Origin of the sequence: Neorhizobium petrolearium (genome assembly GCF_029854435.1) — a bacterium.
Taxonomy (GTDB): Bacteria; Pseudomonadota; Alphaproteobacteria; order Rhizobiales; family Rhizobiaceae; genus Neorhizobium; species Neorhizobium petrolearium.
On the sequence record NZ_CP123000.1, the window covers coordinates 4124065 to 4145210 of the forward strand.

22 protein-coding genes and 1 pseudogene are annotated in these 21146 nt (G+C 58.9%); 15 read left to right on the plus strand and 8 right to left on the minus strand.

What is annotated here, in order from left to right; genetic code table 11:
* Window positions 1–234: 234 nt before the first annotated feature.
* From QEO92_RS20055 to QEO92_RS20090, 8 genes are all read left to right on the plus strand, one after another.
* Window positions 235–2010, plus strand: a complete 1776-nt coding sequence (locus tag QEO92_RS20055; protein WP_227704196.1) for a cytochrome c biogenesis protein DipZ — start codon at window positions 235–237, stop codon at window positions 2008–2010.
* 46 nt (window positions 2011–2056) lie between these two features.
* A complete protein-coding gene (locus QEO92_RS20060; RefSeq protein WP_227704197.1) occupies window positions 2057–2815 on the plus strand; it encodes an alpha/beta fold hydrolase in 759 nt (252 codons plus the stop codon).
* Window positions 2816–3351: 536 nt separating this feature from the next.
* Window positions 3352–3816: a hypothetical protein gene (locus QEO92_RS20065; RefSeq protein ID WP_227704198.1), complete on the plus strand. Its 465-nt coding sequence runs from the start codon at window positions 3352–3354 to the stop codon at window positions 3814–3816.
* Window positions 3817–4150: 334 nt separating this feature from the next.
* Window positions 4151–4465, plus strand: a complete 315-nt coding sequence (locus tag QEO92_RS20070; protein WP_320443036.1) for a DUF982 domain-containing protein — start codon at window positions 4151–4153, stop codon at window positions 4463–4465.
* Between the two features lie 420 nt (window positions 4466–4885).
* Window positions 4886–5203 carry a co-chaperone GroES gene (locus QEO92_RS20075; protein WP_227704199.1) on the plus strand — a complete coding sequence of 106 codons (318 nt, stop codon included), beginning with the start codon at window positions 4886–4888 and terminating at the stop codon, window positions 5201–5203.
* A 49-nt stretch (window positions 5204–5252) separates the two neighbouring features.
* Window positions 5253–6887: a chaperonin GroEL gene (gene groL, locus QEO92_RS20080; protein ID WP_227704200.1), complete on the plus strand. Its 1635-nt coding sequence runs from the start codon at window positions 5253–5255 to the stop codon at window positions 6885–6887.
* 73 nt (window positions 6888–6960) lie between these two features.
* On the plus strand, window positions 6961–7353 hold the full coding sequence (locus QEO92_RS20085) for a hypothetical protein (RefSeq protein ID WP_227704201.1): 393 nt from the start codon (window positions 6961–6963) through the stop codon (window positions 7351–7353).
* Window positions 7354–7434: 81 nt separating this feature from the next.
* Window positions 7435–7596 carry a hypothetical protein gene (locus QEO92_RS20090; RefSeq protein ID WP_227704202.1) on the plus strand — a complete coding sequence of 54 codons (162 nt, stop codon included), beginning with the start codon at window positions 7435–7437 and terminating at the stop codon, window positions 7594–7596.
* Between the two features lie 78 nt (window positions 7597–7674).
* On the opposite strand, the gene QEO92_RS20095 is transcribed toward QEO92_RS20090, so the two are convergent.
* From QEO92_RS20095 to QEO92_RS20105, 3 genes are read right to left on the minus strand one after another with little or no spacing between them, the layout of a single operon-like run.
* On the minus strand, window positions 7675–8973 hold the full coding sequence (locus QEO92_RS20095; protein ID WP_227704203.1) for a glycoside hydrolase family 130 protein: 1299 nt from the start codon (window positions 8971–8973) through the stop codon (window positions 7675–7677).
* Window positions 8974–9012: 39 nt separating this feature from the next.
* Complete coding sequence (locus tag QEO92_RS20100) at window positions 9013–11301, minus strand: glycosyltransferase family 4 protein (RefSeq protein WP_227704204.1); 2289 nt, start codon at window positions 11299–11301, stop codon at window positions 9013–9015.
* Window positions 11298–12350 (minus strand): class I mannose-6-phosphate isomerase, encoded by a 1053-nt coding sequence (locus tag QEO92_RS20105; RefSeq protein ID WP_227704205.1) that lies wholly within the window; start codon window positions 12348–12350, stop codon window positions 11298–11300. The genes QEO92_RS20100 and QEO92_RS20105 overlap by 4 nt, the downstream gene beginning before the upstream one ends.
* A 356-nt stretch (window positions 12351–12706) precedes the next feature.
* Here QEO92_RS20105 and QEO92_RS20110 point away from each other — a divergent pair, with 356 nt between their 5' ends.
* The 4 genes from QEO92_RS20110 to QEO92_RS33270 are packed head-to-tail and all read left to right on the plus strand — an operon-like array spanning window position 12707 to window position 13734.
* Complete coding sequence (locus QEO92_RS20110) at window positions 12707–12994, plus strand: hypothetical protein (RefSeq protein ID WP_227704206.1); 288 nt, start codon at window positions 12707–12709, stop codon at window positions 12992–12994.
* Complete coding sequence (locus QEO92_RS20115; protein WP_227704207.1) at window positions 12994–13260, plus strand: DUF1488 family protein; 267 nt, start codon at window positions 12994–12996, stop codon at window positions 13258–13260. The genes QEO92_RS20110 and QEO92_RS20115 overlap by 1 nt, the downstream gene beginning before the upstream one ends.
* Before the next feature lie 28 nt (window positions 13261–13288).
* Complete coding sequence (locus tag QEO92_RS20120) at window positions 13289–13468, plus strand: hypothetical protein (RefSeq protein ID WP_227704208.1); 180 nt, start codon at window positions 13289–13291, stop codon at window positions 13466–13468.
* Window positions 13468–13734: a DUF982 domain-containing protein gene (locus QEO92_RS33270; RefSeq protein WP_227704209.1), complete on the plus strand. Its 267-nt coding sequence runs from the start codon at window positions 13468–13470 to the stop codon at window positions 13732–13734. Before QEO92_RS20120 ends, QEO92_RS33270 begins: the two co-directional genes overlap by 1 nt.
* A 600-nt stretch (window positions 13735–14334) precedes the next feature.
* On the opposite strand, the gene QEO92_RS20125 is transcribed toward QEO92_RS33270, so the two are convergent.
* The 5 genes from QEO92_RS20125 to QEO92_RS20145 all read right to left on the minus strand — a co-directional run bounded on the left by QEO92_RS20125 (window position 14335) and on the right by QEO92_RS20145 (window position 17555).
* Window positions 14335–14823 carry a transglutaminase family protein gene (locus QEO92_RS20125; protein WP_227704211.1) on the minus strand — a complete coding sequence of 163 codons (489 nt, stop codon included), beginning with the start codon at window positions 14821–14823 and terminating at the stop codon, window positions 14335–14337.
* 43 nt (window positions 14824–14866) lie between these two features.
* On the minus strand, window positions 14867–15127 hold the full coding sequence (locus QEO92_RS20130) for a hypothetical protein (protein ID WP_227704212.1): 261 nt from the start codon (window positions 15125–15127) through the stop codon (window positions 14867–14869).
* A 76-nt stretch (window positions 15128–15203) separates the two neighbouring features.
* Window positions 15204–15329: a hypothetical protein gene (locus QEO92_RS20135; RefSeq protein ID WP_265105715.1), complete on the minus strand. Its 126-nt coding sequence runs from the start codon at window positions 15327–15329 to the stop codon at window positions 15204–15206.
* A gap of 57 nt (window positions 15330–15386) precedes the next feature.
* Window positions 15387–15614, minus strand: coding sequence for a DUF4167 domain-containing protein (locus tag QEO92_RS33140; RefSeq protein WP_320443037.1), 228 nt, complete (start codon window positions 15612–15614; stop codon window positions 15387–15389).
* Window positions 15615–16628: 1014 nt separating this feature from the next.
* A complete protein-coding gene (locus QEO92_RS20145; RefSeq protein WP_227705223.1) occupies window positions 16629–17555 on the minus strand; it encodes an AraC family transcriptional regulator in 927 nt (308 codons plus the stop codon).
* Window positions 17556–17717: 162 nt separating this feature from the next.
* Here QEO92_RS20145 and QEO92_RS20150 point away from each other — a divergent pair, with 162 nt between their 5' ends.
* From QEO92_RS20150 to QEO92_RS20160, 3 genes and pseudogenes are all read left to right on the plus strand, one after another.
* Window positions 17718–19031 (plus strand): MFS transporter, encoded by a 1314-nt coding sequence (locus QEO92_RS20150; protein ID WP_227704213.1) that lies wholly within the window; start codon window positions 17718–17720, stop codon window positions 19029–19031.
* Between the two features lie 61 nt (window positions 19032–19092).
* Window positions 19093–19938, plus strand: coding sequence for an SDR family oxidoreductase (locus QEO92_RS20155; RefSeq protein WP_027508866.1), 846 nt, complete (start codon window positions 19093–19095; stop codon window positions 19936–19938).
* Window positions 19939–20033: 95 nt separating this feature from the next.
* A pseudogene (locus QEO92_RS20160) lies at window positions 20034–21088 on the plus strand (aldo/keto reductase).
* Window positions 21089–21146 lie beyond the last annotated feature (58 nt).

The following is a 21146-nucleotide window of genomic DNA, read 5'->3' on the forward strand; positions in this document are numbered from 1 at the left end:
TGGTCGTCAGGATACGTGCTGATACAATTCGACCACCATCGCGCGGGCCGCGCGCCCACCTCCTTGGGCAAATTGTCTCACTCTGTAGCACCCAAGGGCAATTCCTACACGTCGATACACTTCGCCTTCACCCCGGACACATCCGGGATACGTCACGTCGACCAGATTGGCCCCGTTGCTGGTCGCGCCGCATTGCCGTCCAGAGCCCGAACCCCGGTTTCAAAGGAAACGATGATGACGCTTCTTATCATTGCCTATCTCGGAGGGGCGCTGACCATCCTCAGCCCTTGCATCCTCCCGATCCTTCCCTTTGTGTTCGCCCGCGCCGGACAACCCTTCCTGCGCAGCACCTTGCCCATGCTGGCCGGCATGGCTGCCACGTTCGCACTCGTTGCGACGCTTGCGGCGGTCGGCGGAAGCTGGGCGATCCATGCCAATGAATACGGACGCCTCGCGGCGCTGCTGCTCCTTTCCGTTTTCGGCGTCAGCCTGCTTTCGGCGCGCGTAGCGGCTACTGTCACCCAGCCGCTCGTCGATTTGGGCAGCCGACTGCTGAATGCTTCCGGCAAATCCGGTTCCGCACCAACCGCGGCAAGCTCGCTGATGCTCGGCGTTGCGACTGGCCTGCTCTGGGCGCCCTGTGCAGGGCCGATCCTCGGTCTCGTGCTGACGGGCGCAGCACTCCAGGGCGCCAATCTCCAAACCACCCTCCTGCTTACTGCCTATGCCGCCGGCGCCGCTACCTCGCTTGCCGTCGCACTGCTTGTCGGAGGCAAAGTTTTCGCAGGTATGAAGCGCTCGCTCGGCGCCAGCGAACGGATCCGTCAGGTCCTGGGGGCTGCCGTGCTTGCCGGCGTTTCGGTCATCGCACTCGGCCTGGATACCGGCCTTCTGGCACGGCTTTCCTACGCCAGCACCGCATCCTTCGAACAGGCCGTGCTCGACCGGCTGCATGCAAAGCAAGCTTCCGGCGCGCCGTCCGAAGTCGCCAGCAATGGCACGATGATCACAGCCGCCGACGTGTCGCGACCTTTCCGCAGCGACTTGCCCGTCGAAGGCCGCGCGCCCTCGTTGGACGGCGCGGTCGAATGGCTGAACTCGCCGCAGCTTGACCTCGAACAACTTCGGGGCGAGGTCGTACTCGTCGATTTCTGGACCTATTCCTGCATCAACTGCATCCGCACCGTGCCTTACGTCAGCGCCTGGGCTGAAAAGTACAAGGATCAGGGCCTTGTCGTGATCGGCGTGCATGCCCCGGAATTCGCTTTCGAGAAAAAGATCGACAACGTCACAAAGGCGGTCGGCGACTTCAAGATCAGCTATCCGGTGGCGATCGACAACGACTACAAGATCTGGCGCGCTTTCGAGAACAGTTACTGGCCGGCCCATTACCTGATCGACGCCAAAGGGCAGATCCGCTACCACCACTTCGGCGAAGGCAATTATCGCCAGACCGAGCAGGCAATCCAGGACCTGCTGCGCGAGGCCGGCAGCGATATGGCGGCGAGCGCACCGGTGACGCCAGATGCGAAGGGCGCCGAGGCAAGCCCGGACCTGAAGAACATCCGCTCGGCCGAAACCTATCTCGGCTACAAGCGCGCCACCAGCTTCGCTTCGCCGGAAAGCCTGCATGCCGATGCCGCAGCCAGCTATTCGATTGTCGAACCGGGCCTCAACCAATGGGGCCTTTCCGGAACCTGGATCGTCGGCGCCGAGCAGGCGACCCTTAGCCAGCCAGACGGCAGCATAGCCTACCGCTTCAGCGCCCGCGACCTGCATCTGGTTCTCGGGCCGGGGCTCTCCGGCAAGCCCGTTCGCTTCCAGGTGAAGATCGACGGCAAGGCCCCCGGAGCCGACCACGGTGCCGATACCGATGCCAACGGCAATGGCATGGTGACATCGACCAGGCTCTACCAGCTCGTCCGCCAGTCCGGCGACGTGGAGGCACGGAACTTCCAGATCCGTTTCCTCGATCCCGGCGTCGAAGCCTACGCCTTCACCTTCGGCTGAACGTCTCCTCCCTTCACAGCAACCTCAAACCACAGGAGTTGAACCCATGAACCGCCGTTATATCGCAACCCTCGCACTTGCATTCGCCACCAGCATGATCGCTTTCGCCGCCCAGGCCGCCGGCGTGAAGAACATCGTCATCGTGCATGGGGCGCTGGCCGACGGCTCCGGCTGGCGTAAGACGACTGAAATCCTCGAAAAGCGGGGCTTCAACGTTACGATCGTGCAGGAACCGATCACCTCGCTCGCCGACGATATCGCCATGACCAACCGGATACTGGAGCTGCAGGACGGTCCGACACTGCTTGTCGGTCACAGCTATGGTGGCATGGTGATCAGCGAAGCGGGCCACAATCCCACTGTCGCCGGCCTCGTCTACGTCGCGGCCTTCCAGCCGGAAAAAGGCGAGAGCCTGATCGGCCTCGCAAGTTCCCGGCCGGCCGGGAGCATGAACATCCGCGAGACGAAGGACGGAAAATATCTCTATATCGACCCCGCCGCCTTCGCGAACGACTTCGCCGCCGACTTGCCGAAGGACGAGGCTGCATTCCTGGCGAAATCGCAGGTCTTCGCCTCCAAGGAAGCGTTCTCGGCCAAGGTCGGCGAGCCCGCCTGGAAGACGAAGAAGAGCTGGTCGATCGTCGCCACCGAGGACCGCTCTATCAATCCCGACCTTGAGCGGGATATGGCGCAGCGCGCCGGCAGCGACGTGACCGAAATCAAGGGTAGTCACGCGATCTTCGCCTCGCAGCCGGAAAAGGTGGCCGATGTCATCGAAAGGGCGGCGAAAGAGACCAGCCGTTGATCCATGACTGCGGACCGCTGTTACCCGGCGGTCCGCATGACCAGAACCTGCTTCATCATAGGAGACCTATCAACCCCTACGCTGGCGCAGTAGATCGCAGGTCCTGCTATCGTGGCGTGCTGTGATTGGGATTTTTGGTTGCGGGGGCTCGCAACACCCGATTCCTGCGATTGGTAGAGCGCGAAATACCGAGGTTGGCAGCATAGCCAACTAATGGTGTCGTCTTGTATTAAAACAGAACCTGAGTATCACGATGCGCATTTCCTGGGCATGGCTCGAAAGCTGTCCTCGATGGCTGTGCCCGATCATCTAGTGGCTGATGGCGCGGCGGGAAACACACAGCCGGATTGAGAGCCCGTTTGACATCCACTCACGCGAGATGTGAGCTTCCAGACCCAGTCCGATTATCTGCTCTGCTGTGGACTTTATCGACTGGCTGTCGAATCCGGCCGTGCGGCTCACACGCATAAGCAGGATCCGGATAAATCCCGAGCTTACTTTTTCGCCGCCTATGGCGAACTTCGCATGAAGTCGAAATGAACCGCGTCGCCGATGGCATCTGCGCCATCGGCTTTCAAATCAGGAATGCGGCATTTGGCGGTCCCCCGGCCTGCCGGCAAAATGCAGACACCCCGGCATCTCAGACTATCGAGAACCTCGCCCCGATGAACGAGGCTCAATCAGTCATGCTCACCGCGGCGAGCCGCATCTTTTGCATTGACAATGGTGCAGTACATTTCAGCCTGTTTTTCGGACAGGTCCACAAGAAACCATGTCGATGGTTTGGCAGGCAGGCCCGTGAAGACGTCATAGACGGTCCAGCTACGATCTCTTTCCTCACGAACGGCGTACCGCGCTGTCATATCCGCTATGCGATCCTCCTGAAGGATGGCAAGCGGCCGGAACGGTCTTTGCGTTCATCGATCTTTGGGAATCTAGCATGCAGGACGTCGCGAGTCCTTTGCGTCCTTTCACAATGGTTGCGGGTTATGGCACGCTGATTTGATCAGCGACTCCGCCCCTCCAAGGGAAGTGATGGTTCCATATTTTCATCTTCGGTAGCCCACGACTTGTTCTGAACACAATGGCCGCCTATATGATCTGCATCGGCATTGCTGATGAGCGCTGGAATGAATTCGCCGCTCGCAATCGCCGCCGTCGCTTCAGACTTTTGACCACGGATGTACTGGCACTGGTGAGTTAGCGATGATGAGGAAGGTCGGTGCGGTTTCGCCCCGGCCTTTTTTGTTGCCGTGAGGGATTATCACCGTCCTGAAGATGCAACATCGTCCTCCTAGATCACGGTCGTCAAATCGGATCGCGTGGGAGGCCGCAATGGCGGGTAATCTGTTTGACCGCCCTCTTTTCGTGAAAAGAAAGCACTTCATTCAAGAAATTGGATGCCTGGATGACATCTTCGATTTTCTGGAGGATTGGCCGGAGGAAAAGCGGGATATCACCTATGAGACAACCCTGGGGGCATGCCGGGATGCCGTGGCAGGTCGGTTCCCACCGGATGTCGTCCGCGACAATTTCGAACGGTTTCTCCAAAAGAACGGCATGCTCGCGGAGATCGAGGACATCCATTCCTCTGGCGGCGCATCAGCGACCGCAACATCGGCGGAGTGTAGGCGCTGGTGGCGATCCTGACATAATCGTGTCTGGACATCACTGAGCCATCGGGTACCGCCAAGGCGGTCAGGCCGGCCTGACTTGCCGCATGCTGGATGGGGCTCATGCAGTCATTGCCGAGGATGCTGTGGACGGGAGCCATAGGACTCCGGCCCCGGGAAAGGTAGATCGGCCAAATCAACAAGTTCCGTTGCGCGTCAACTTGACATGATGAACTAATTCCCAAATTTCATTGACATATTTAATCAACAATTCTGCAGGAAACAGAAAATAAACAAAAAATATTTTTACCACCATGCAATAATTGCAGACATTCATATGAATTATAATATACCGTCTTCACAAATAATATTTTCTGGCAATTCTACCAATCGAGTGCCAGAGGTGTTATATGAATAAACGCAGCCGCCCTATGCGCGGGCCGCAGAAAGATTTCCCATGACATTCCGTCCCCTCCACGACCGCGTCGTCATCAGGCGCGCGCAAGGCGATCTCACATCCAAGGGCGGGATCATCATTCCCGATACCGCCAAGGAAAAGCCGCAGGAAGGCGAAGTGATCGCCGTCGGGCCTGGCCTGCGTGACGAAAGCGGCAAACTGATCCCGCTCGACGTCAAGGCCGGCGACGTGATCCTGTTCGGCAAATGGTCGGGGACCGAGGTCAAGATCGACGGCGAAGACCTTCTGATCATAAAGGAAGCCGACATCATGGGCATCGTGGAGAAGACCGGAGTGGCCGCCGAAAAGGCTGCCTGACAGGACGAATTCCGATCCCGTACCTCAAGACCGAACTGGACCCAGCATCATGTCTGCCAAGGAAATCATCTTCTCCACCGATGCCCGCGACCGCCTGCTGCGCGGCGTCGAATTGCTCAACAATGCCGTCAAGGTGACGCTCGGTCCCAAGGGCCGCAACGTCGTCATCGACAAGTCCTATGGCGCGCCCCGCATCACCAAGGACGGCGTCTCGGTCGCCAAGGAAATCGAACTCGCCGACAAGTTCGAGAACATGGGCGCGCAGATGGTGCGCGAAGTCGCCTCCAAGACCAACGACCTTGCCGGCGATGGCACGACGACCGCGACCGTGCTCGCAGCCTCCATCTTCCGCGAGGGCGCCAAGCTGGTCGCAGCCGGCATGAACCCCATGGATCTCAAGCGCGGCATAGACCTTGGCGTTGCCGCCGTGCTCACGGAAATCAAGGCGCGCGCCACGAAGGTCAGTTCGTCGAGCGAGATCGCCCAGGTCGGCACGATCGCCGCCAATGGCGACGCGAGTGTCGGCGAAATGATCGCCAAGGCGATGGACAAAGTCGGCAACGAAGGTGTCATCACGGTCGAAGAAGCCAGGACGGCCGATTCCGAGCTCGACGTCGTCGAGGGCATGCAATTCGACCGTGGCTACCTGTCGCCCTACTTCGTGACCAATGCCGAGAAGATGCGCGTGGAGCTGGAGGATCCTTACATCCTCCTCCACGAAAAGAAGCTCGGGAATCTGCAGGCCATGCTGCCGATCCTCGAAGTCGTGGTGCAGAGCGGCAAACCGCTGCTGATCATTTCCGAGGATGTCGAAGGCGAGGCTCTGGCCACATTGGTCGTCAACAAGCTGCGGGGTGGCCTGAAGGTCGCGGCAGTCAAGGCTCCGGGTTTTGGCGATCGCCGCAAGGCCATGCTGGAAGACATTGCCGTGCTGACGGCCGGCCAGATGATCTCCGAGGATCTCGGCATCAAGCTGGAGAACGTCACGCTCGATATGCTCGGCCGCGCCAAGCGTGTGCTGATAGACAAGGAAACCACCACGATCATCGATGGCTCGGGTGAAAAACCCGAGATCGCCGCGCGCATCAGCCAGATCAAGGCGCAGATCGAGGAGACGACCTCCGACTACGACAGGGAAAAGCTGCAGGAACGGTTGGCGAAGCTCGGCGGCGGCGTTGCGGTGATCCGCGTCGGCGGCGCGACCGAGCTTGAAGTCAAGGAAAAGAAGGATCGCGTCGACGATGCGCTCAACGCCACCCGGGCGGCGGTCGAGGAAGGTATCGTTCCGGGCGGCGGCGTGGCCCTGCTGCGAGCGAAGGTGGTCCTGACCGGATTGACCGGGGAGAACGCCGATGTGACGGCGGGGATTTCGATCGTGCTCAGAGCGCTCGAAGCCCCGATCCGACAGATCGCCGACAATGCCGGCGTCGAGGGTTCGATCGTCATCGGAAAACTCACCGACGGCGTGAATCACAATCAGGGCTTCGACGCACAGACGGAGACCTATGTCGATATGATCAAGGCCGGCATCATCGATCCCGCCAAGGTGGTCCGGACTGCCTTGCAGGACGCCGGCTCGATCGCAGCGCTTCTGATCACCGCCGAGGCGATGATTGCCGACATCCCAGCAAAAGATTCCACCTTGGCGGCCAGCAACGGCGGCATGGGTGGCATGGGATACTGAGGACAGTGCCTGAGCCGTATGGCTGGAAATTCCCAGGCGGCGGAACCCAACAACAATCGACAGGAGAATTCCAATGGCTATGCAAAGCAGCAGCAAGACCTCGATCTTCCAGCGCTTCGATAACTACCAGCCATCCAAGACGATCCTCGTATGGACCTGCGTCGTGACTGCGGTCGCCACGATGATCATCGGATTCACCTGGGGCGGCTGGGTGACGGGCGGCACCTCCCGCACGGCGGAAGCGACCGCAGTCGAGAACGCGCGCGGAGAACTTGCCTCCGCCATATGCGTCGAGCGGTTCAACGCTGCGCCAGATGCGTCCGCGAAGCTTACGGAGTTCAAGGCAATGACCGACGGTTATGCGAGGCGTCAGTTCATCGAGGCCGGTGGCTGGGCAACCATGCCGGGACAGACCACTCCTAACAGGCTCGGGGTTCAGGGGTGCACCACGGCACTTGCCGGCTGAAGAAGCCCGGCCTTGAAGGCGCCCGCGCTCCGGCCAATGCCGGAGCGCCTCCGCAATCCATCAAATTAGGAAATACGGCGAATGATCCGCTTCGAAAAAAAGGCCGACCCGCAACCGACGCGGGAGAAAGATGATCCCCTCGAACAACTCCGCGAAATAGCGCCTGAGGAACCAAAGAAACCGGCCACGAATGGCACGCGTCGTCGTGCCCGCCAACAAGCTGAAGACGACCGCCTCATCTGAGAGAGCCTTCAGGTTCGGGGCACACGTGAGGCTGCATCTCTCTTTCATCCCTTAACTCACCGCTGACGAGACCACACCTCAGCCATCGAGTGTCTTGAGAAGGTCGGAAATCTTGATCGTCGAGAAATTCGAAAACGTGTCGCAGACCGCATAGGGCAGAACGATCTGGTCGTTGTGGCGCATCGCACCACAGGTATAAACGACGTTCGGCACGTATCCTTCCCGTTCGGACGGCTCCGGCCGGACCAGCGGTTCCTTCGAGCGAGCGAGAACCTTGGATGGATCCTTTTTATCGAGAAGGGCCGCCCCGATCGCATATCGGCGGACGGGACCGACCCCGTGGGTCAGCAACAGCCATCCCTCGTCAAGCTCGATCGGCGATCCACAGTTTCCCATCTGAACGAACTCCCATGGAAATTTGGGCCTCAGGATCAATTGCCCTTCCTCCCAGGTGTAGAGATCATCGGAGTAAATGAGATAAAGGTTCTCGTTGTCCTGCCGCCCGATCATGGCGTAGCGGTCATCGATTTTGCGCGGAAACAGCGCCATTCCCTTGTTTCTCGCTGCGGTCCCCTTCAGCGGGGTCATGCGAAAAGATATGAAATCGCTGGTCTCCAGCAATTCGGAGCGGATCGCCTTGCCGCTATAGGCCGTGTAGGTTGCATAGAATGTGCTCTGTCCATCGTCATGGAACTCCACGAAGCGGGCATCCTCGATACCGTTCGATTGCGCCGGTGTGATGGGAAAAATCACCCGCTCGCTGATGTGTTGCTGCGAGCTGAAGCTTACGTCGATAGGCTCGCCAAGGTGCTCCGATATCCGGGTGTGCAACGTTGGAGTGGACGCCAACCGCGCGGTCGGCTCGATCTCCACGCTTCCATCCGCCGCAATCAACCCGGTTCGGAATGTCAGGGAAGACACATGCCCCTCCCCGACCGCGCGCAGGCTGAGAATGAAACGCTGGCTTCCCTGGGGCACGCCGGATTGATCCGGATGCATGACGATACTGGGGTTGAAGAGCGCCGACGCTTCGAAGGAATATTCGTGAAGGAAATAAGCGCCTATGAGCTGACGTTGCACTTTCGAAAACGCAACATGAGCCGCGAATGCCTCCTCCATCTCGCCCGCCCGATTTTCAAACGTCGCGAGCAGGTTTCGGTGGCGCCCGTCGAAATTTTCCAGCACATCCGCAAGCAGGCTTTCCGCCGTCTCCGAATCGAGCGCCAGAACCCGGTCTACGATATGATTTGCCCGGCTCTTGTCCGTCGGATTGAAATCCCGCGGCTCAACCGCGGGCTTGAACGGCCGTACCACGACGCGCGTGGAATCAGGTCGTAGAAAAAGGGCTTGACGATTCAGAAAAGTGGCTTGTGACAAAGTAACCTCTGTTTATCCTACTGGATTTAAAAGAGAGCTTCAGGCACTCAGGGTGCGAAGCGGGGTGAGCGCTGCCGCCTGGTTGTTTAGGCGTGCAAGCTTGCGAAGCTCGATGAGGCCCAAAAGGTACGACACAACGGACTCACCGCCTCTATTCTCATTGACGCGCGCATGGTGCAGCCCGTCCCGGCAGCTTCCCGTATCGAGATCGACGAGCGGCAATGACAGATCATTGGCCCCCAGGAACCACTCAAATGCACTTGCCGCGTCGGCCCTCCATTCGGCACCGTGATCGGCACGCCACGCAGCAAGACAGGCGGAGATGGTTGCTGTCGCTTCTAGGGGCTGTTGGTCGAACCCTCGGGGCGGCATTCGTCTATCGCTGAAGCCGTCCGTGCCGATTGCTTTGAAATGGCCGCGGGGAGCGGTTTGCAACGTCATGAGCCAACGTAGAGTTTTCAGCCCCGCCGCGGTATAGGCAGGAATTTCAGTGGCAAGCCCGGCGAGGATGAGCGCCTGAGGCAGACGTGCATTGTCATAAGAAAGACCCTCCTCGAACCAGATCCAATCCTCCGTCTCCACACGAACAAGGAGATCCATCAAACGATCCGCGAAAAGCCGCCGCATGCGTTGGGCGAAGACGTCCTCCTCAGAAGCCTCGCAATATCCGTCCAGTCCGAGCAGCGTGAAGGCCCAGGCGCGCGGCGAGAGAAAACCTTTGGCGGTCGGCAGGGCTTCGGCGAACAAGGAGGCAGCCCAGGTCCGTCGGGACGGATTGCTATCGCCTCGGGCGCATTCTCCCAGAGCCCAAAGCGTCCGGCCATGGCTATCCTCGGAGCCCTTGTCTTCGAGCCAACGCCGGTCGAAGCCCATGAAGTTGCGGAAGTGCTTCTCGCCAGGATTCCAGGCGTGCTGCACGAAGGAGGCGAAGCGCGTCGTCAATGGCTCCGGCAGGGGCGTTTCGCCTGCTGCGTTAAGAGCGCTCGCCAGAAGCAGGGCCCGCGCATTGTCATCGACGCAATAACCATGTGAGCGGTCCGGCACTGAGTGGACGGCATGCTGGAGCAGTCCGGTATCGTCGCACATGGAGAGAAAATAGGTGAGCTGCGGCTCTGGCGGGCCAGCAGGTTTACGCGTGGATGCGTTCCGACTTCCCGGCAACAGCGCATTGGGGAGAGGCCTGGGTTGGATCGCTTCCTCGAATAAACCGAGATAACGCTCCGCCGTCCTTTGCCACGTCATCGACCGGCTGCTGGCGTAAGCGCGCGTACGCATGGCGTCCCGCCTTGCATCGTCGATCAGTAATCCGGCGATCTCGTTGCCGATGGCTTTCGCATCACCGAAAGGCACAAGAATGCCGCGTCCGCCGGACAAAAGTTCGCGAGCGTGCCAGTAAGGGGTCGAAACGACCGCTTTTCCGAGGCCAAAACTGTAGGCCAGCGTGCCTGACGTCATCTGCGCCTCATTCAAATAGGGCGTGGTGTAGACGTCGCACATGGAAATGAAGTCCAAGAGCGTTACCTGGTCGACAAACTGATCGAGGAACACCACTTGGCTCTCGATCCCGAGATCCCGCACGCGCGCGATCAGGCTTTCGCGATATGCTTCACCCTCACGAAGGACAAGATTGGGATGGGTCGCACCAAGCACGACATAGAGGGCGTCGGGCCGGCTTTCCAGTATCCGGGGCATCGCATCGATCATGACCTCGACGCCCTTGTTGGGTGAGAGCAGGCCGAAGGTTAGGATAACGGACCGGCCCTCGAACCCGAGCTTTGCCTTTGCGACAGCCGGCTCACTGAAGGCAATGTCCGGAATCCCATGGGGGATCACCTCGATCTTCTCAGCCGGGACCCCGTATATCTCACGTAGGAGCGCGCGCCCTTTCTCTGCCATGACGACGATCTTCGCTGAACTCTCGACAATTCGTGCCAAGACCTTGCGTTGCGCCGGGCTGGGTGCGGCAAGAACCGTGTGAAGCGTCGTCACGACCGGCATGTCGAGCCGCGAGAGAAGTGTAAGGATATGGCTACCAGCTTCGCCTCCAAAAATTCCAAACTCGTGCTGCAGGCAGACGACGTCAAACCGGCCGGCATTCAGGGCTTCCGCTGCGCGGATATAATCGTCGGGCCTCTCGTCTGGAATCTGAAGCCAGACGCTTGCGGGATAGTCATAGGCGTGACCATGGTCGGTCATTGCCACGATCGCCGTCCCCACCCTCGCAGGTGAATTTGAAACGGCCTGCTGCAGATCGGTGGTAAACGTCGCGATGCCGCAGCGGCGAGGGAGCGAGTTGCCGATGAACGCAATATTCTTGAACTTGGTCATGATTGCCCCTCCATCGAGCGGAACGGCAAGCCGGTCGGTTTTTCATGGTGAATGAGTGCCGGGACACGGTCCTGACGGGCTGGAAGATCTGCCTTCTGCACATCGAGATCGCGCAACAGGCCTAGCTCAGGCGCACTATCGGCATAGGCCAGCAAAGCCGTCAGGCCATTTTTCCCAACTTTTATGTCAATGCGATCTGCGTCGGCAAAAAACGCATCGCCGACACCGGCATGCATCGATCCGACATTTGCAGCGCCGGCGATGACCAGAGCCCAGGTCTCACGCTCGGCCAGTAGCTCCCACCTCGCATTCGCAGGAAGGTCGATCCGCTCAAGAGTGAAGAAGGGACACGATACAAGCTGCGTCCTGGCAGGCGTAAGACGTATGGGGGCAGCCTCTGCTTTCGCCGGCTCCAAATCGGCCGCTGCGACGGCTTCATCTACATGCAATTCGCGCAAGCGCCCGTGGTCGAAAAGGCGAAATGTCGTGTCGCTTCTCTGCTGGATTTCGGCGATGACGAGACCAGCGCCGATCGCGTGGATGGTCCCGGCCGGGACGAAAAACACATCGCCAGCCGCAGCGTCCCGCCATTTGATGAGATCAGCAATCGAACCATCGGCGATCACAGCCCGCAACTGCGCCTGGTTTAACGTCCGCTTCAACCCCACAGCAACCTGGGCGCCGGGTTCCGCCGACAGCACATACCAAGCCTCGGTCTTGCCGTTGGCCATTCCGTTCGATTGGGCAAAGGCTTCATCCGGGTGAACCTGGATCGAGAGCGTTTGCTTTGTGAACAGCAATTTCAGAAGCAAGGCGGGATCAGGCGCCTGTTTCTCGCTGCGATCAAACCTGAGCTCCCCGATTGCAGCTTCGCGGCTGTCGCAGCCGTTCCAGGGTGTAAGATCGTGGCTGCCCCACGGTTTACGGGCGATCCGCACGCTCGCATGCTCGAATGTCACGATGAGGCCTCCTTGATCTACCGCTAAGATCGGAACGATCTGAGATCGGAGCAGCCTTCCTTCGGGCGCCGAATCGGCCGAAAGGTTCACGTAATCGGGGCCAGATTTGGGGCTTCGATCAGGCAAATGCCGTCAGTTTCTTAAAGAAAAGAAACAAATTTACAGACATGACAACGCACAATTACGAATAAAGGGCGTCATTCGTTTACTGAATATGTGGCCATGCCGGAAAACTACAAGGCGTATTCTGCTGATTAGCGCATTTAGGCGGATTTAGATTTAATTCCCCTGGAAATTTCGCTGCACTCAACGAGTGATTTCCTATGGATTTTTTTCAACTCGACTTGTAATTGGGAGACCGGCGCACGACATCCACGAACAATGGCAGCTCGTTTCACGGGCGCTGCCATCGAGGTGTCACCCTCGCCCCAACAAAGGAGGACCATATGTCTTCCAATTCACCACAGGAATCCATCGATCCCGTCAATGTAGCGATGCTCAGGGATGTCTTGAGAGCTGCAGGCTTCAGAGGTGTTGAAGCCGAAGCCAGTTCAGACGCCAAACGCGAAGCCTTAGTCTTCTTGAATTCGGAATTCCGGAATGGAAACAGAACAAGGAAAGCCCTGCTGTTGGCGCTGGAACATCGAGATACTGGGCTTACCGCCGATCCACGGCCTGAAAGTTCACCGAAAAACGAAGCCATCGATCGATGGCAGGATGAGGGAGGTCGTTAGTGCCCCTCTCCTTTCCGAACTCGGCACGCAGTTATGATGATGCACATAGGCGGGTCCGCTTCCTCGGGCATGACGGCATGTTCGAGGTTCACTTTTACGTGCCCGCAGAAGTGCTGGCCGGCGCGCTGTCGCAGCGAACAGCGAGCGAGGACGATTACCTCGCTTCGTTCGATGCGCTCCGGCCCCGAATTCTGAAGGTCGCGAAGGCGGTCTATGCAGCAACCCGCAACGGCACAATCACCCTTGGTCTCGAACACTTCCGGTGAATCCATCTCGTGCCAAAAGGATCTCGGCATGCAATATCCCATTCCTCCAGACAAAATCGGCCGACCTGGGAAAGAAAAAATCTGGTATGTCAGCGAGTTTGCACAGCGATTTCGTCTTGATAAAGTGGAAGAAAATCGCCTGAGGAAACTGCTGGGACCGATAGCCAAGGAGATCGACTTGCTCAGAAACGCCGGCAGATTCCGATAATGGCGACCCCGGTGATTCCAATCGCCTTTTCCGCATTTTGGCATCTACCGGTAGCCATCGAGCTGGCGGACCGGTCCAAGGTGGAAGTTCGCGGTCCCCGCGACGCTCTGCGCTATTTGGCTGAAAACATCCCCCATCAGTATGGCCCCTGCTACAGCCGAGAGAGAAGGCGCTTCCATGCAGCCCTCCGGAACGAGATCACGGCGGAGGACATGCGCGAAGACTTCCTCGCCGCCTTCGCCGAATCCCAGATGCGATCGAGATAGCTGCGCCGGACTACCCGTCTGTGCAGCAAACGAAGAAGCCGGTCTGGGCGATCCCCTCAGCCTGAGGTGGGGGACGGGAAACAGCCCGCAATGTGGAAGCTATCCCGCCAAGGCGCGTCTCCAACAGATCTGGGATTAGTGCGACCCTGAAAGCTCCCCATCCCACCTCCTTAGCTTCACGTGATTCCATATTTCAGGCTGTGTTGCGGCATCCCTGATGGTTACAGAGCCTGAGCCGATGCAGCCCGACGGAAAAGTTCAAGGCGCTCTGCTCATAAGCGGGTGCCATCGGCCGGCTTCGACCAGGGAGAGCGATTTCGGGGCTTGGCTTGAGCGACGGGTGTTTCGCTTTCCAATTGCGTATCACGGGAATTTACTTCACGCAGAGCTTCGCGAAGAGCCCTACCCTCGGGACGCCCGCCGGTGACGTGAAGAAAGCTTGAGACAGCCATCCTGGTTTCCGTACCACCGGAGGCAAGGTTGGCGCGGTGGATAACGATATCCTCGCCCGCTGCCTGGGCGCGCTCGAGGAACCATCGGTCGCCGTTAGAGCTTACCGCAAATTCAATGGGTTCTTGTACCATAGGCATTCTCCTCTCGTTAGGATTGACGGTCATTCACCACGACTGCCTGGTGGTTGCCATTCTTCGCTTGCCTCATGTCCGAGACGTTCCCGGAAAGCACTTCGACGTCCACCTGCATAAATGCGCAGGCATCTGATGGACCGAGAGAACTTCCTGCCACCGGCACCACCTGGCTGATATCCCGGCCGACCGCGACAGGAATAAGGTCCTCGCCGCCCATTCTTCGGTTGGTGGGGTCGAAAGGAATCCAGCCGGCGCCTGGGACGAAGATCTCTGCCCAGGCATGGGTCGACCCCCTGTCCGGCGAGCCTTCGAGGCCCCCGACGGGATTGAATAGGTAGCCGGAAACGATACGGGCGCCCGAGCTCGGTGCCGTCGATATCTCGTGAGCCAGCAGATGTAACTCCCTCCGCTCCCGAGGCCGAAGCATCAGGCGATGCGGCGCAAGCTCCACTTTCCTGCGATAGCTGTAGGTCGTGCGATGTCGTACCGTAAGCTTTGTCATCTGAGGTCAACCAACACGAGATTTCCCCGCCGCAATGTGAGGCTCACAGCCGGACCCTGTGGGTATCTGGCCCCTGATCCGCTGCAAGCGCGTTTTCTAAATCGGTCTCGCTCACCGGCCACGCCTCCAGACGCCCCGCCGACGTGAGCATAATCGTCAGCGTTCGGTGATAGGCCTCCCACATCACGTCAATTGGCTCCTCCCGCATCTGAAGTTCGAAAGTACCGGCAGCATGCGGAGCCTCCATTCCCGGAAGCAGAAAAGATTTCTGAAACGTGACAGTACGGGTGCTCGTGCGGCTCATGGCTTTCTCCATTTGTATCGGATTGTCCGGCAATCCCGGTGCAGATGCGGGAGCCTCTTTTGCTCGCACGCTTCTCTTACTTTTTACCCGCGCCCAAAGGTGCGGTGGTTTTGAGCTTCATCCACATGATGCGGAATACCCACGCGCCAATAATCACCGCATCCACCGCTATAAAAAGCAGGACAAAATAATAGAGTTCCATTGTCTGCCTCGCGCGTTCGTCTTTTCCTCACATACCTGTCTTATGCATCGGCCGATTTTAGAGAGGCCTATCGGCTGTCGCGCTTCGAAAATAGTGCTCGGCGTGTTGATAATAGTTTTCAGCCTCGATCCGAGCGCCAGCTGACGCTTTCTCTAGGGCGAGTGCGAGGTAATGTTCGTATTGATCCCTATCATTCCGGTAGGCCGGACGTGCAGGCACCTTGACCAGTTTATCGGAATAGCCCTGGCGGAGGCGCTTGTTGTTCATGGAAGATTTCGAGGCCATCGTGGCCTGCTCCTGTAAGATTCAAATGGGGGAGGCACAGCCGCCTCTCGATTTGTTCGCTATTTCCTGCTGGTGAGGTCAGCCGGCGGCGGACTTGTGTGTTCCACGTCAGAGAGCTGGGATCTAGCTGCAGCATGGACCTGCAATGGCAACTATATGCGATCAGGGTATCGTGCCGATCCATGCGCCAAGCGTTGGGTGGCTGCGTTCAGTGATTTCAGTGAAGAAGGAATCCGGCGGCTCTTTGCATTGCTGCCAAAGAAACGCTCAATGCATCCAATATGCGGAGGCAATGCGGCCCTTTCACGTCCGCCGATCGCAATCTGGAGCGTGCATGCTCGATTCAATCGAGACGGCTTAAAGGCTGGCCTCCACTTTAGTCTGAAGGAATTGCCGGCGGCAGATCGAACCTGTCAGATCAGCAGATCTAGTCGGGCCGAAACCGCCGTGCGATCCAGACGGGAAGGCGGGCATATCGGCGGGTGTCAGCATCGATACTGCAGGACCGACCCAATAAGCGGTGAAAAAGTCATTCCTGAGGTCTGGAAAGGAATTTCACCCAACCCATTGGGAATCGCGCTGCTTCAGCGGAGATCGTAGTTTCTCCAGCTATAGCGTGCTGTAGCGTGGTTGCGGGGGCTCGCAACACCCGATTCCTGCGATTGGTTGAGCGCGAAATTCCCAAATTGGCTGCGTAAGGAAGCAGTAGTTTTGTCTTGAAAGAATATGGACTTGCGACCTGCTCATCAGAATCTCTAAGTCACTGAATCTCCAATTACTTTTCTTACGCGGATCGTTGGTGCAGCGTATGGCCCACTTATGGAACATTCTTTGAGGTGCGTTCCAGAACTTACCGCTCTTGCTCTTTATGCAACAATTCGAAAGACGCTACGGAGCACATGTCGAGGGACTTACAAGGCTGAACACAGGAGGACCCGGATTGTGGGCCCCCATGCTTACCTGGCGCAACTGGCTTTATAGCAAGATCTCATGGAGACGCTCGTCGTCCGCAGTCTAGGGGGATGCGGAGACTATCCGACTTGCATACGCGGTGTGGAGGCGCTGCTGGGTCAAAGCATCCTGCTTCGGAGCGACGCCGAAAGTTCTCGAATACTCGCGACTGAATTGCGACGCGCTTTCATAGCCAACCTTGTAGGCCGCTTCAGCGACATTGGCGGCTTCTGTCACCATGAGACGGCGCGCCTCGAGCAAGCGTAACTGCTTTTGAAACTGCAGCGGCGTCATGGAGGTCAAGGCCTTGAAATGCTGATGGAAGGACGACGGGCTCATTCGCGCGATTTCTGCCAGCTGTTCGACCCGGAGTGTCTCTGCGAAATTGGTGTGCAGCACTGATACGGCCCTGACGACGCGTTCGATGTTCGATTCCGGCAGCGCAAGTTTGCAAATCTCACCGCCATGCGGCCCGCTCAACAGCCAGTAGCATATTTCACGCACGATCGAAGGCGCCAGAACTGGAATTGCTTTCGGCGTCGCCAACAATCTCACTAGGCGAAGAATGCAGTCGGCCAAGGGTTGATCGACTTTGGCAACAAATGCACAGGGGCCCGATTCCTCTGACTGCACCGGAAGGGCGTCCAGCTGTTCGACGACATTCCGCAAGGTTGCCACATCGAAATCGATCAAGACGCCCACATAGGGGACCTCTTCGCTTGCCTCGACAATGCGGCCGGTCGCCGGAAGCCCTACGCTGACGACAAGGCACTCCATCGTCCGGTAGCTCAGTCTCTCTTCTCCGAAATGAAGCTCCTTTGCCCCTTCCAGCACAACGCAGAGCGACGGCCGATAGATATTTCGCATCGGCATCATCGACTGGAATGAGCGAACGATATTGAAGCCATCGATGGCTGTAGGGAACAGGCCTTGGCCCCCGCCCTTTGACTCGATGTAGTCCGTCACGGCAGCCAGCAGCGGTGCATTCATGCGCGGCTCCGGCTGCTTGCGCGGCCAGGTTAACACTTGGCTCCGCCCCGGCATAAGCTCCTCTTCTGCAGGAATAGGCAAGTTTTTTGAGAGTTCGGGCATTCTGGTCATTGGACACTCCGTCTAGCTTAAGGGTGCAACCAAGCGAGGAGTAACCTCAAAATGGCAGAAATTGTCGCCGGGTCAAGAGATCCGTCAACGGCACGGGCCAAGCCTGTACCTGACAGCAGTGAATATGTCGGAAGTTGGCGGTTCGTCGCAATCTGCGCCACACTTCTCCTGATAAACGCTTTTTCACAGATTGACCGCATCCTCCCATTCATCCTGGCGGAAAAAATCAAGGCGGACCTGTCACTGACAGATACACAAATGGGGCTGCTAACTGGCCTTGCCTTTGCAGTCTGTTACGCCCTTCTTTCGCTACCGCTTGCCCGTGCGGCCGATCGCGGCTCGCCGCGGCTCGTGCTGGTATCATGCGTTTTGGTTTGGAGCGCGATGACAGCGCTGGGTGGCGTTGCTGCAAGTTTCATGTTCCTTGCGCTCACGCGCTTCGGCGTTGCCTTCGGTGAGGCGGGAGCCGTCCCGTCCGGTCACGCATTGATCGCCCGCAAGATCGAACCTGAAAGACGTGGCCTTGCGATCGGCCTATTCGCGATGGGAATCCCTCTCGGAACCATGGCAGGTTTTGCCGCTGGCGGTGCCATGGCAGATGCCTTCGGCTGGCGCATCGTGTTGATGGGTGCGGGTGCCATCGGCATCTTGATCGGCTTGTTGACGATACTGGTCGCAGGCCCGACGCCCCGTCTGCAAAACGCAAGGACGCGCAACGAACCCTTCCTCAAGACAAGCCTTGAACTCCTGGCATCCCCGGCCTTCCGCTGGCTGTTCCTCGGCACGATCCTTCTCGGCTTTGCCGGCGCGCCTTTCTATGCCTTTTCAGTCCCGTTCCTGATCCGGACCCACGGCTTTACAGCAACCGAAGTAGGGATCTTTTTCGGCCTGTTGCAGGGCCTGATGGGGATTGTCGGCACGCTGGGCGGCGGACGCTGGTTTGACCTTGCGGCACGCTCCGGTTCCGGCAAGGTTCTGGGTCCCCCCGCCATCCTCTTCCTGATGGCGAGCGTCACCACGACTGCGGCTTTGTTCGTCCCGGTAGGATGGATGGCAATCGCCCTGTTCGTGCCTTCGATGCTCTCATTCTCCTTCATGCTGCCCTGGGGTTTCGGTGCAGCGCATCTCGTCGCCGGACCGGGTCGTCAGGCACAGGCATCGAGCCTCGTGATGATCGGGAGCGGCCTGATCGGACCGGCCCTCGGCCCCTTGTTCGTGGGTATGGCCAGCGACGCTGCAAGCGCCGCAGACATTCCGAACGGTCTCGCACTCGGCCTGTTGATCGTGCCCTTGGCGAGCATCCTGTCAGGTCTTGCCCTTCTTGTCGCCAACCAACGGGTCAGCGCTTGCCTTCGGCAACGCTGAACACGTCCTCGTCCACGCAACATCAGAACCGTTCTGAACTTAGTCAAACGGAGACACCTCAATGTCTGATACCGACAATTCCCGCCGCACGTTCCTGGCTCTCGCAGCCGCTGTCCCGTCGGCTCTCGCCATGAGCGGCATCGCGTCCGCCCAAACCACGCAAACAGCCGCCCGAAACACAGAACAACGCGTGGCAATCGTCACGGGCTCTTCGCGCGGCATTGGCGCCGCCACGGCAAAGCGTCTGGCGAGCGACGGCTACGCTGTGACGGTGAACTATCTGACCAATCGTGATCTCGCGGCTCAGGTGGTCCGCGACATCGAAGCGGCCGGTGGTCGCGCGATCTTCCGTCAGGCCGACGTGGCGGATCCGGCAGCGGTGAACGCGCTGTTCAATGCCAATGATGAGGCATTCGGCGGCGTCGATGTCGTCGTCAACAATGCCGGCATCATGAATGTCGGGCCCTTTGCCCAGATGACCGACGAAGCCTTCGATCGGATGATCGCGACCAATGTGAAGGGCAGCTTCAACGTCCTGCGCGAAGCAGCGCGTCGCGTCCGGGATGGTGGCCGGATCATCAGCCTCAGTTCGAGCATCATCAAGACGCCACCGCCTGGGACCGGAGCTTACGCTGCGAGCAAGGCGGTCCAGGTTCTGTATTCGAGCGTGCTCGCAAAGGAACTGGCTGGTCGCGACATTTCGGTCAACGCCGTTGCGCCCGGCGCCGTCGATACAGAGCTTCTGCGTCAGCACGGAGAAGAGGCGCTCAGAGGAATCCCCGAGCAGACGCCGCTGGGCCGCCTGGGGCTGCCGGAAGATATCGCAGGCACCATAGCCCTTCTGTGCTCGAAGGAAGGCGCATGGGTGAATGGACAAAACGTCTTCGCAAACGGCGGCCTCGGTTGAGACGGCCAGCCCGACAGCACCCCTCGGCCGCCAGTAAGGCCAAGGGGGGTTCCACTCGACAACGATACCTCACCATCATCGTGAAGGAGAGCATCATGAAATACAACACGCTCGGAAATACTGGTCTTTTCGTCTCTGAGCTTTGCCTGGGAACCATGACCTTCGGCGGCCAGGGGATCTGGTCCAACATGGGCAATGTCCAGCAGGAAGACGCCCAAGGTCTGATTACCCGTGCGCTTGACCATGGCATCAACTTCATCGATACCGCCGACATCTATTCCGGCGGCGTCTCCGAAGAAATTGTCGGCCAGTCGCTCAAGAACCTGGGCGTCCGGCGCGAGGACGTGGTGATCGCCACCAAGGTCTGCGGTCCGATAGGCACAGGTCCGAACGAGGCCGGGAACTCGCGGACGCATATCATGAACAGCGTCAAGGCGAGCCTGAAACGGCTGCAGGTCGACTACATCGACCTCTATCAACTGCACAACGTCGATACCGTGACGCCGATCGAGGAAAGCCTGGCAGCCCTCGATATGCTCGTCCAGCAGGGTCTGGTGCGTCATGTCGGCGTGTCGAACTGGTCGGCCTGGCAGATGGCGAGAGCCATTGGCCACAGCGAACGACTCAATCTCGCGAAGATCGCGACGACGCAGAACTACTACACGCTCGCCGGCCGCGATATCGAGCGGGAGATCGTCCCACTGGTCAAGGCGGAGCAGCTTGGCCTTCTCGTCTGGAGCCCGCTCGCCGGTGGTCTCCTCAGCGGCAAATTCGGGCGCGACAAGCAGGGAGGCGAAGGCAGCCGACGCACGACCTTCGACTTTCCGCCTGTCGCGATGGATCATGCCATGCCTACGCCGTCATCGAGGTCATGGAGCGCATCGGCCAGCGGAAGGGCGTGAGCGTCGCTCGCATAGCACTCGCCTGGCTGCTGCACCAAACGCACGTCACGAGCGTGATCATCGGCGCAAAGACGGTCGGTCAACTCGACGACAGCATCCGTTCGAACGAAGTGTCGCTCGACATCAACGAATTGGCCGAACTCGATGCGGTGAGCAAACTCCGCCCCGAATATCCAGCCTGGATGCAGCGAACGCGCCATGCGCCGGAACGACCGCCACTTGCGATCATCCAAGCGGCAGCAGAGTAGCTTGGATCCTGAAGCCCCATTTTTGATCCCTGAAGGTCGCCTCCGCCCCCAGCGACCT

Excerpts from the sequence above, each read along its gene's own strand:
- QEO92_RS20065 (WP_227704198.1), top strand. The coding sequence starts at position 3,352 with ATGAACCGCGTCGCCGATGGCATCTGCGCCATCGGCTTTCAAATCAGG.
- QEO92_RS20135 (WP_265105715.1), bottom strand. The coding sequence starts at position 15,329 with ATGGAACTCTATTATTTTGTCCTGCTTTTTATAGCGGTGGATGCGGTG.
- QEO92_RS20120 (WP_227704208.1), top strand. The coding sequence starts at position 13,289 with ATGCAATATCCCATTCCTCCAGACAAAATCGGCCGACCTGGGAAAGAA.
- QEO92_RS20155 (WP_027508866.1), top strand. The coding sequence starts at position 19,093 with ATGTCTGATACCGACAATTCCCGCCGCACGTTCCTGGCTCTCGCAGCC.
- QEO92_RS20100 (WP_227704204.1), bottom strand. The coding sequence starts at position 11,301 with ATGACCAAGTTCAAGAATATTGCGTTCATCGGCAACTCGCTCCCTCGC.
- QEO92_RS20055 (WP_227704196.1), top strand. The coding sequence starts at position 235 with ATGACGCTTCTTATCATTGCCTATCTCGGAGGGGCGCTGACCATCCTC.
- groL (WP_227704200.1), top strand. The coding sequence starts at position 5,253 with ATGTCTGCCAAGGAAATCATCTTCTCCACCGATGCCCGCGACCGCCTG.
- QEO92_RS20130 (WP_227704212.1), bottom strand. The coding sequence starts at position 15,127 with ATGAGCCGCACGAGCACCCGTACTGTCACGTTTCAGAAATCTTTTCTG.
- QEO92_RS20110 (WP_227704206.1), top strand. The coding sequence starts at position 12,707 with ATGTCTTCCAATTCACCACAGGAATCCATCGATCCCGTCAATGTAGCG.
- QEO92_RS33140 (WP_320443037.1), bottom strand. The coding sequence starts at position 15,614 with ATGGCCTCGAAATCTTCCATGAACAACAAGCGCCTCCGCCAGGGCTAT.
- QEO92_RS33270 (WP_227704209.1), top strand. The coding sequence starts at position 13,468 with ATGGCGACCCCGGTGATTCCAATCGCCTTTTCCGCATTTTGGCATCTA.
- QEO92_RS20075 (WP_227704199.1), top strand. The coding sequence starts at position 4,886 with ATGACATTCCGTCCCCTCCACGACCGCGTCGTCATCAGGCGCGCGCAA.
- QEO92_RS20150 (WP_227704213.1), top strand. The coding sequence starts at position 17,718 with ATGGCAGAAATTGTCGCCGGGTCAAGAGATCCGTCAACGGCACGGGCC.
- QEO92_RS20125 (WP_227704211.1), bottom strand. The coding sequence starts at position 14,823 with ATGACAAAGCTTACGGTACGACATCGCACGACCTACAGCTATCGCAGG.
- QEO92_RS20085 (WP_227704201.1), top strand. The coding sequence starts at position 6,961 with ATGGCTATGCAAAGCAGCAGCAAGACCTCGATCTTCCAGCGCTTCGAT.
- QEO92_RS20060 (WP_227704197.1), top strand. The coding sequence starts at position 2,057 with ATGAACCGCCGTTATATCGCAACCCTCGCACTTGCATTCGCCACCAGC.
- QEO92_RS20070 (WP_320443036.1), top strand. The coding sequence starts at position 4,151 with ATGGCGGGTAATCTGTTTGACCGCCCTCTTTTCGTGAAAAGAAAGCAC.
- QEO92_RS20145 (WP_227705223.1), bottom strand. The coding sequence starts at position 17,555 with ATGAATGCACCGCTGCTGGCTGCCGTGACGGACTACATCGAGTCAAAG.
- QEO92_RS20090 (WP_227704202.1), top strand. The coding sequence starts at position 7,435 with ATGATCCGCTTCGAAAAAAAGGCCGACCCGCAACCGACGCGGGAGAAA.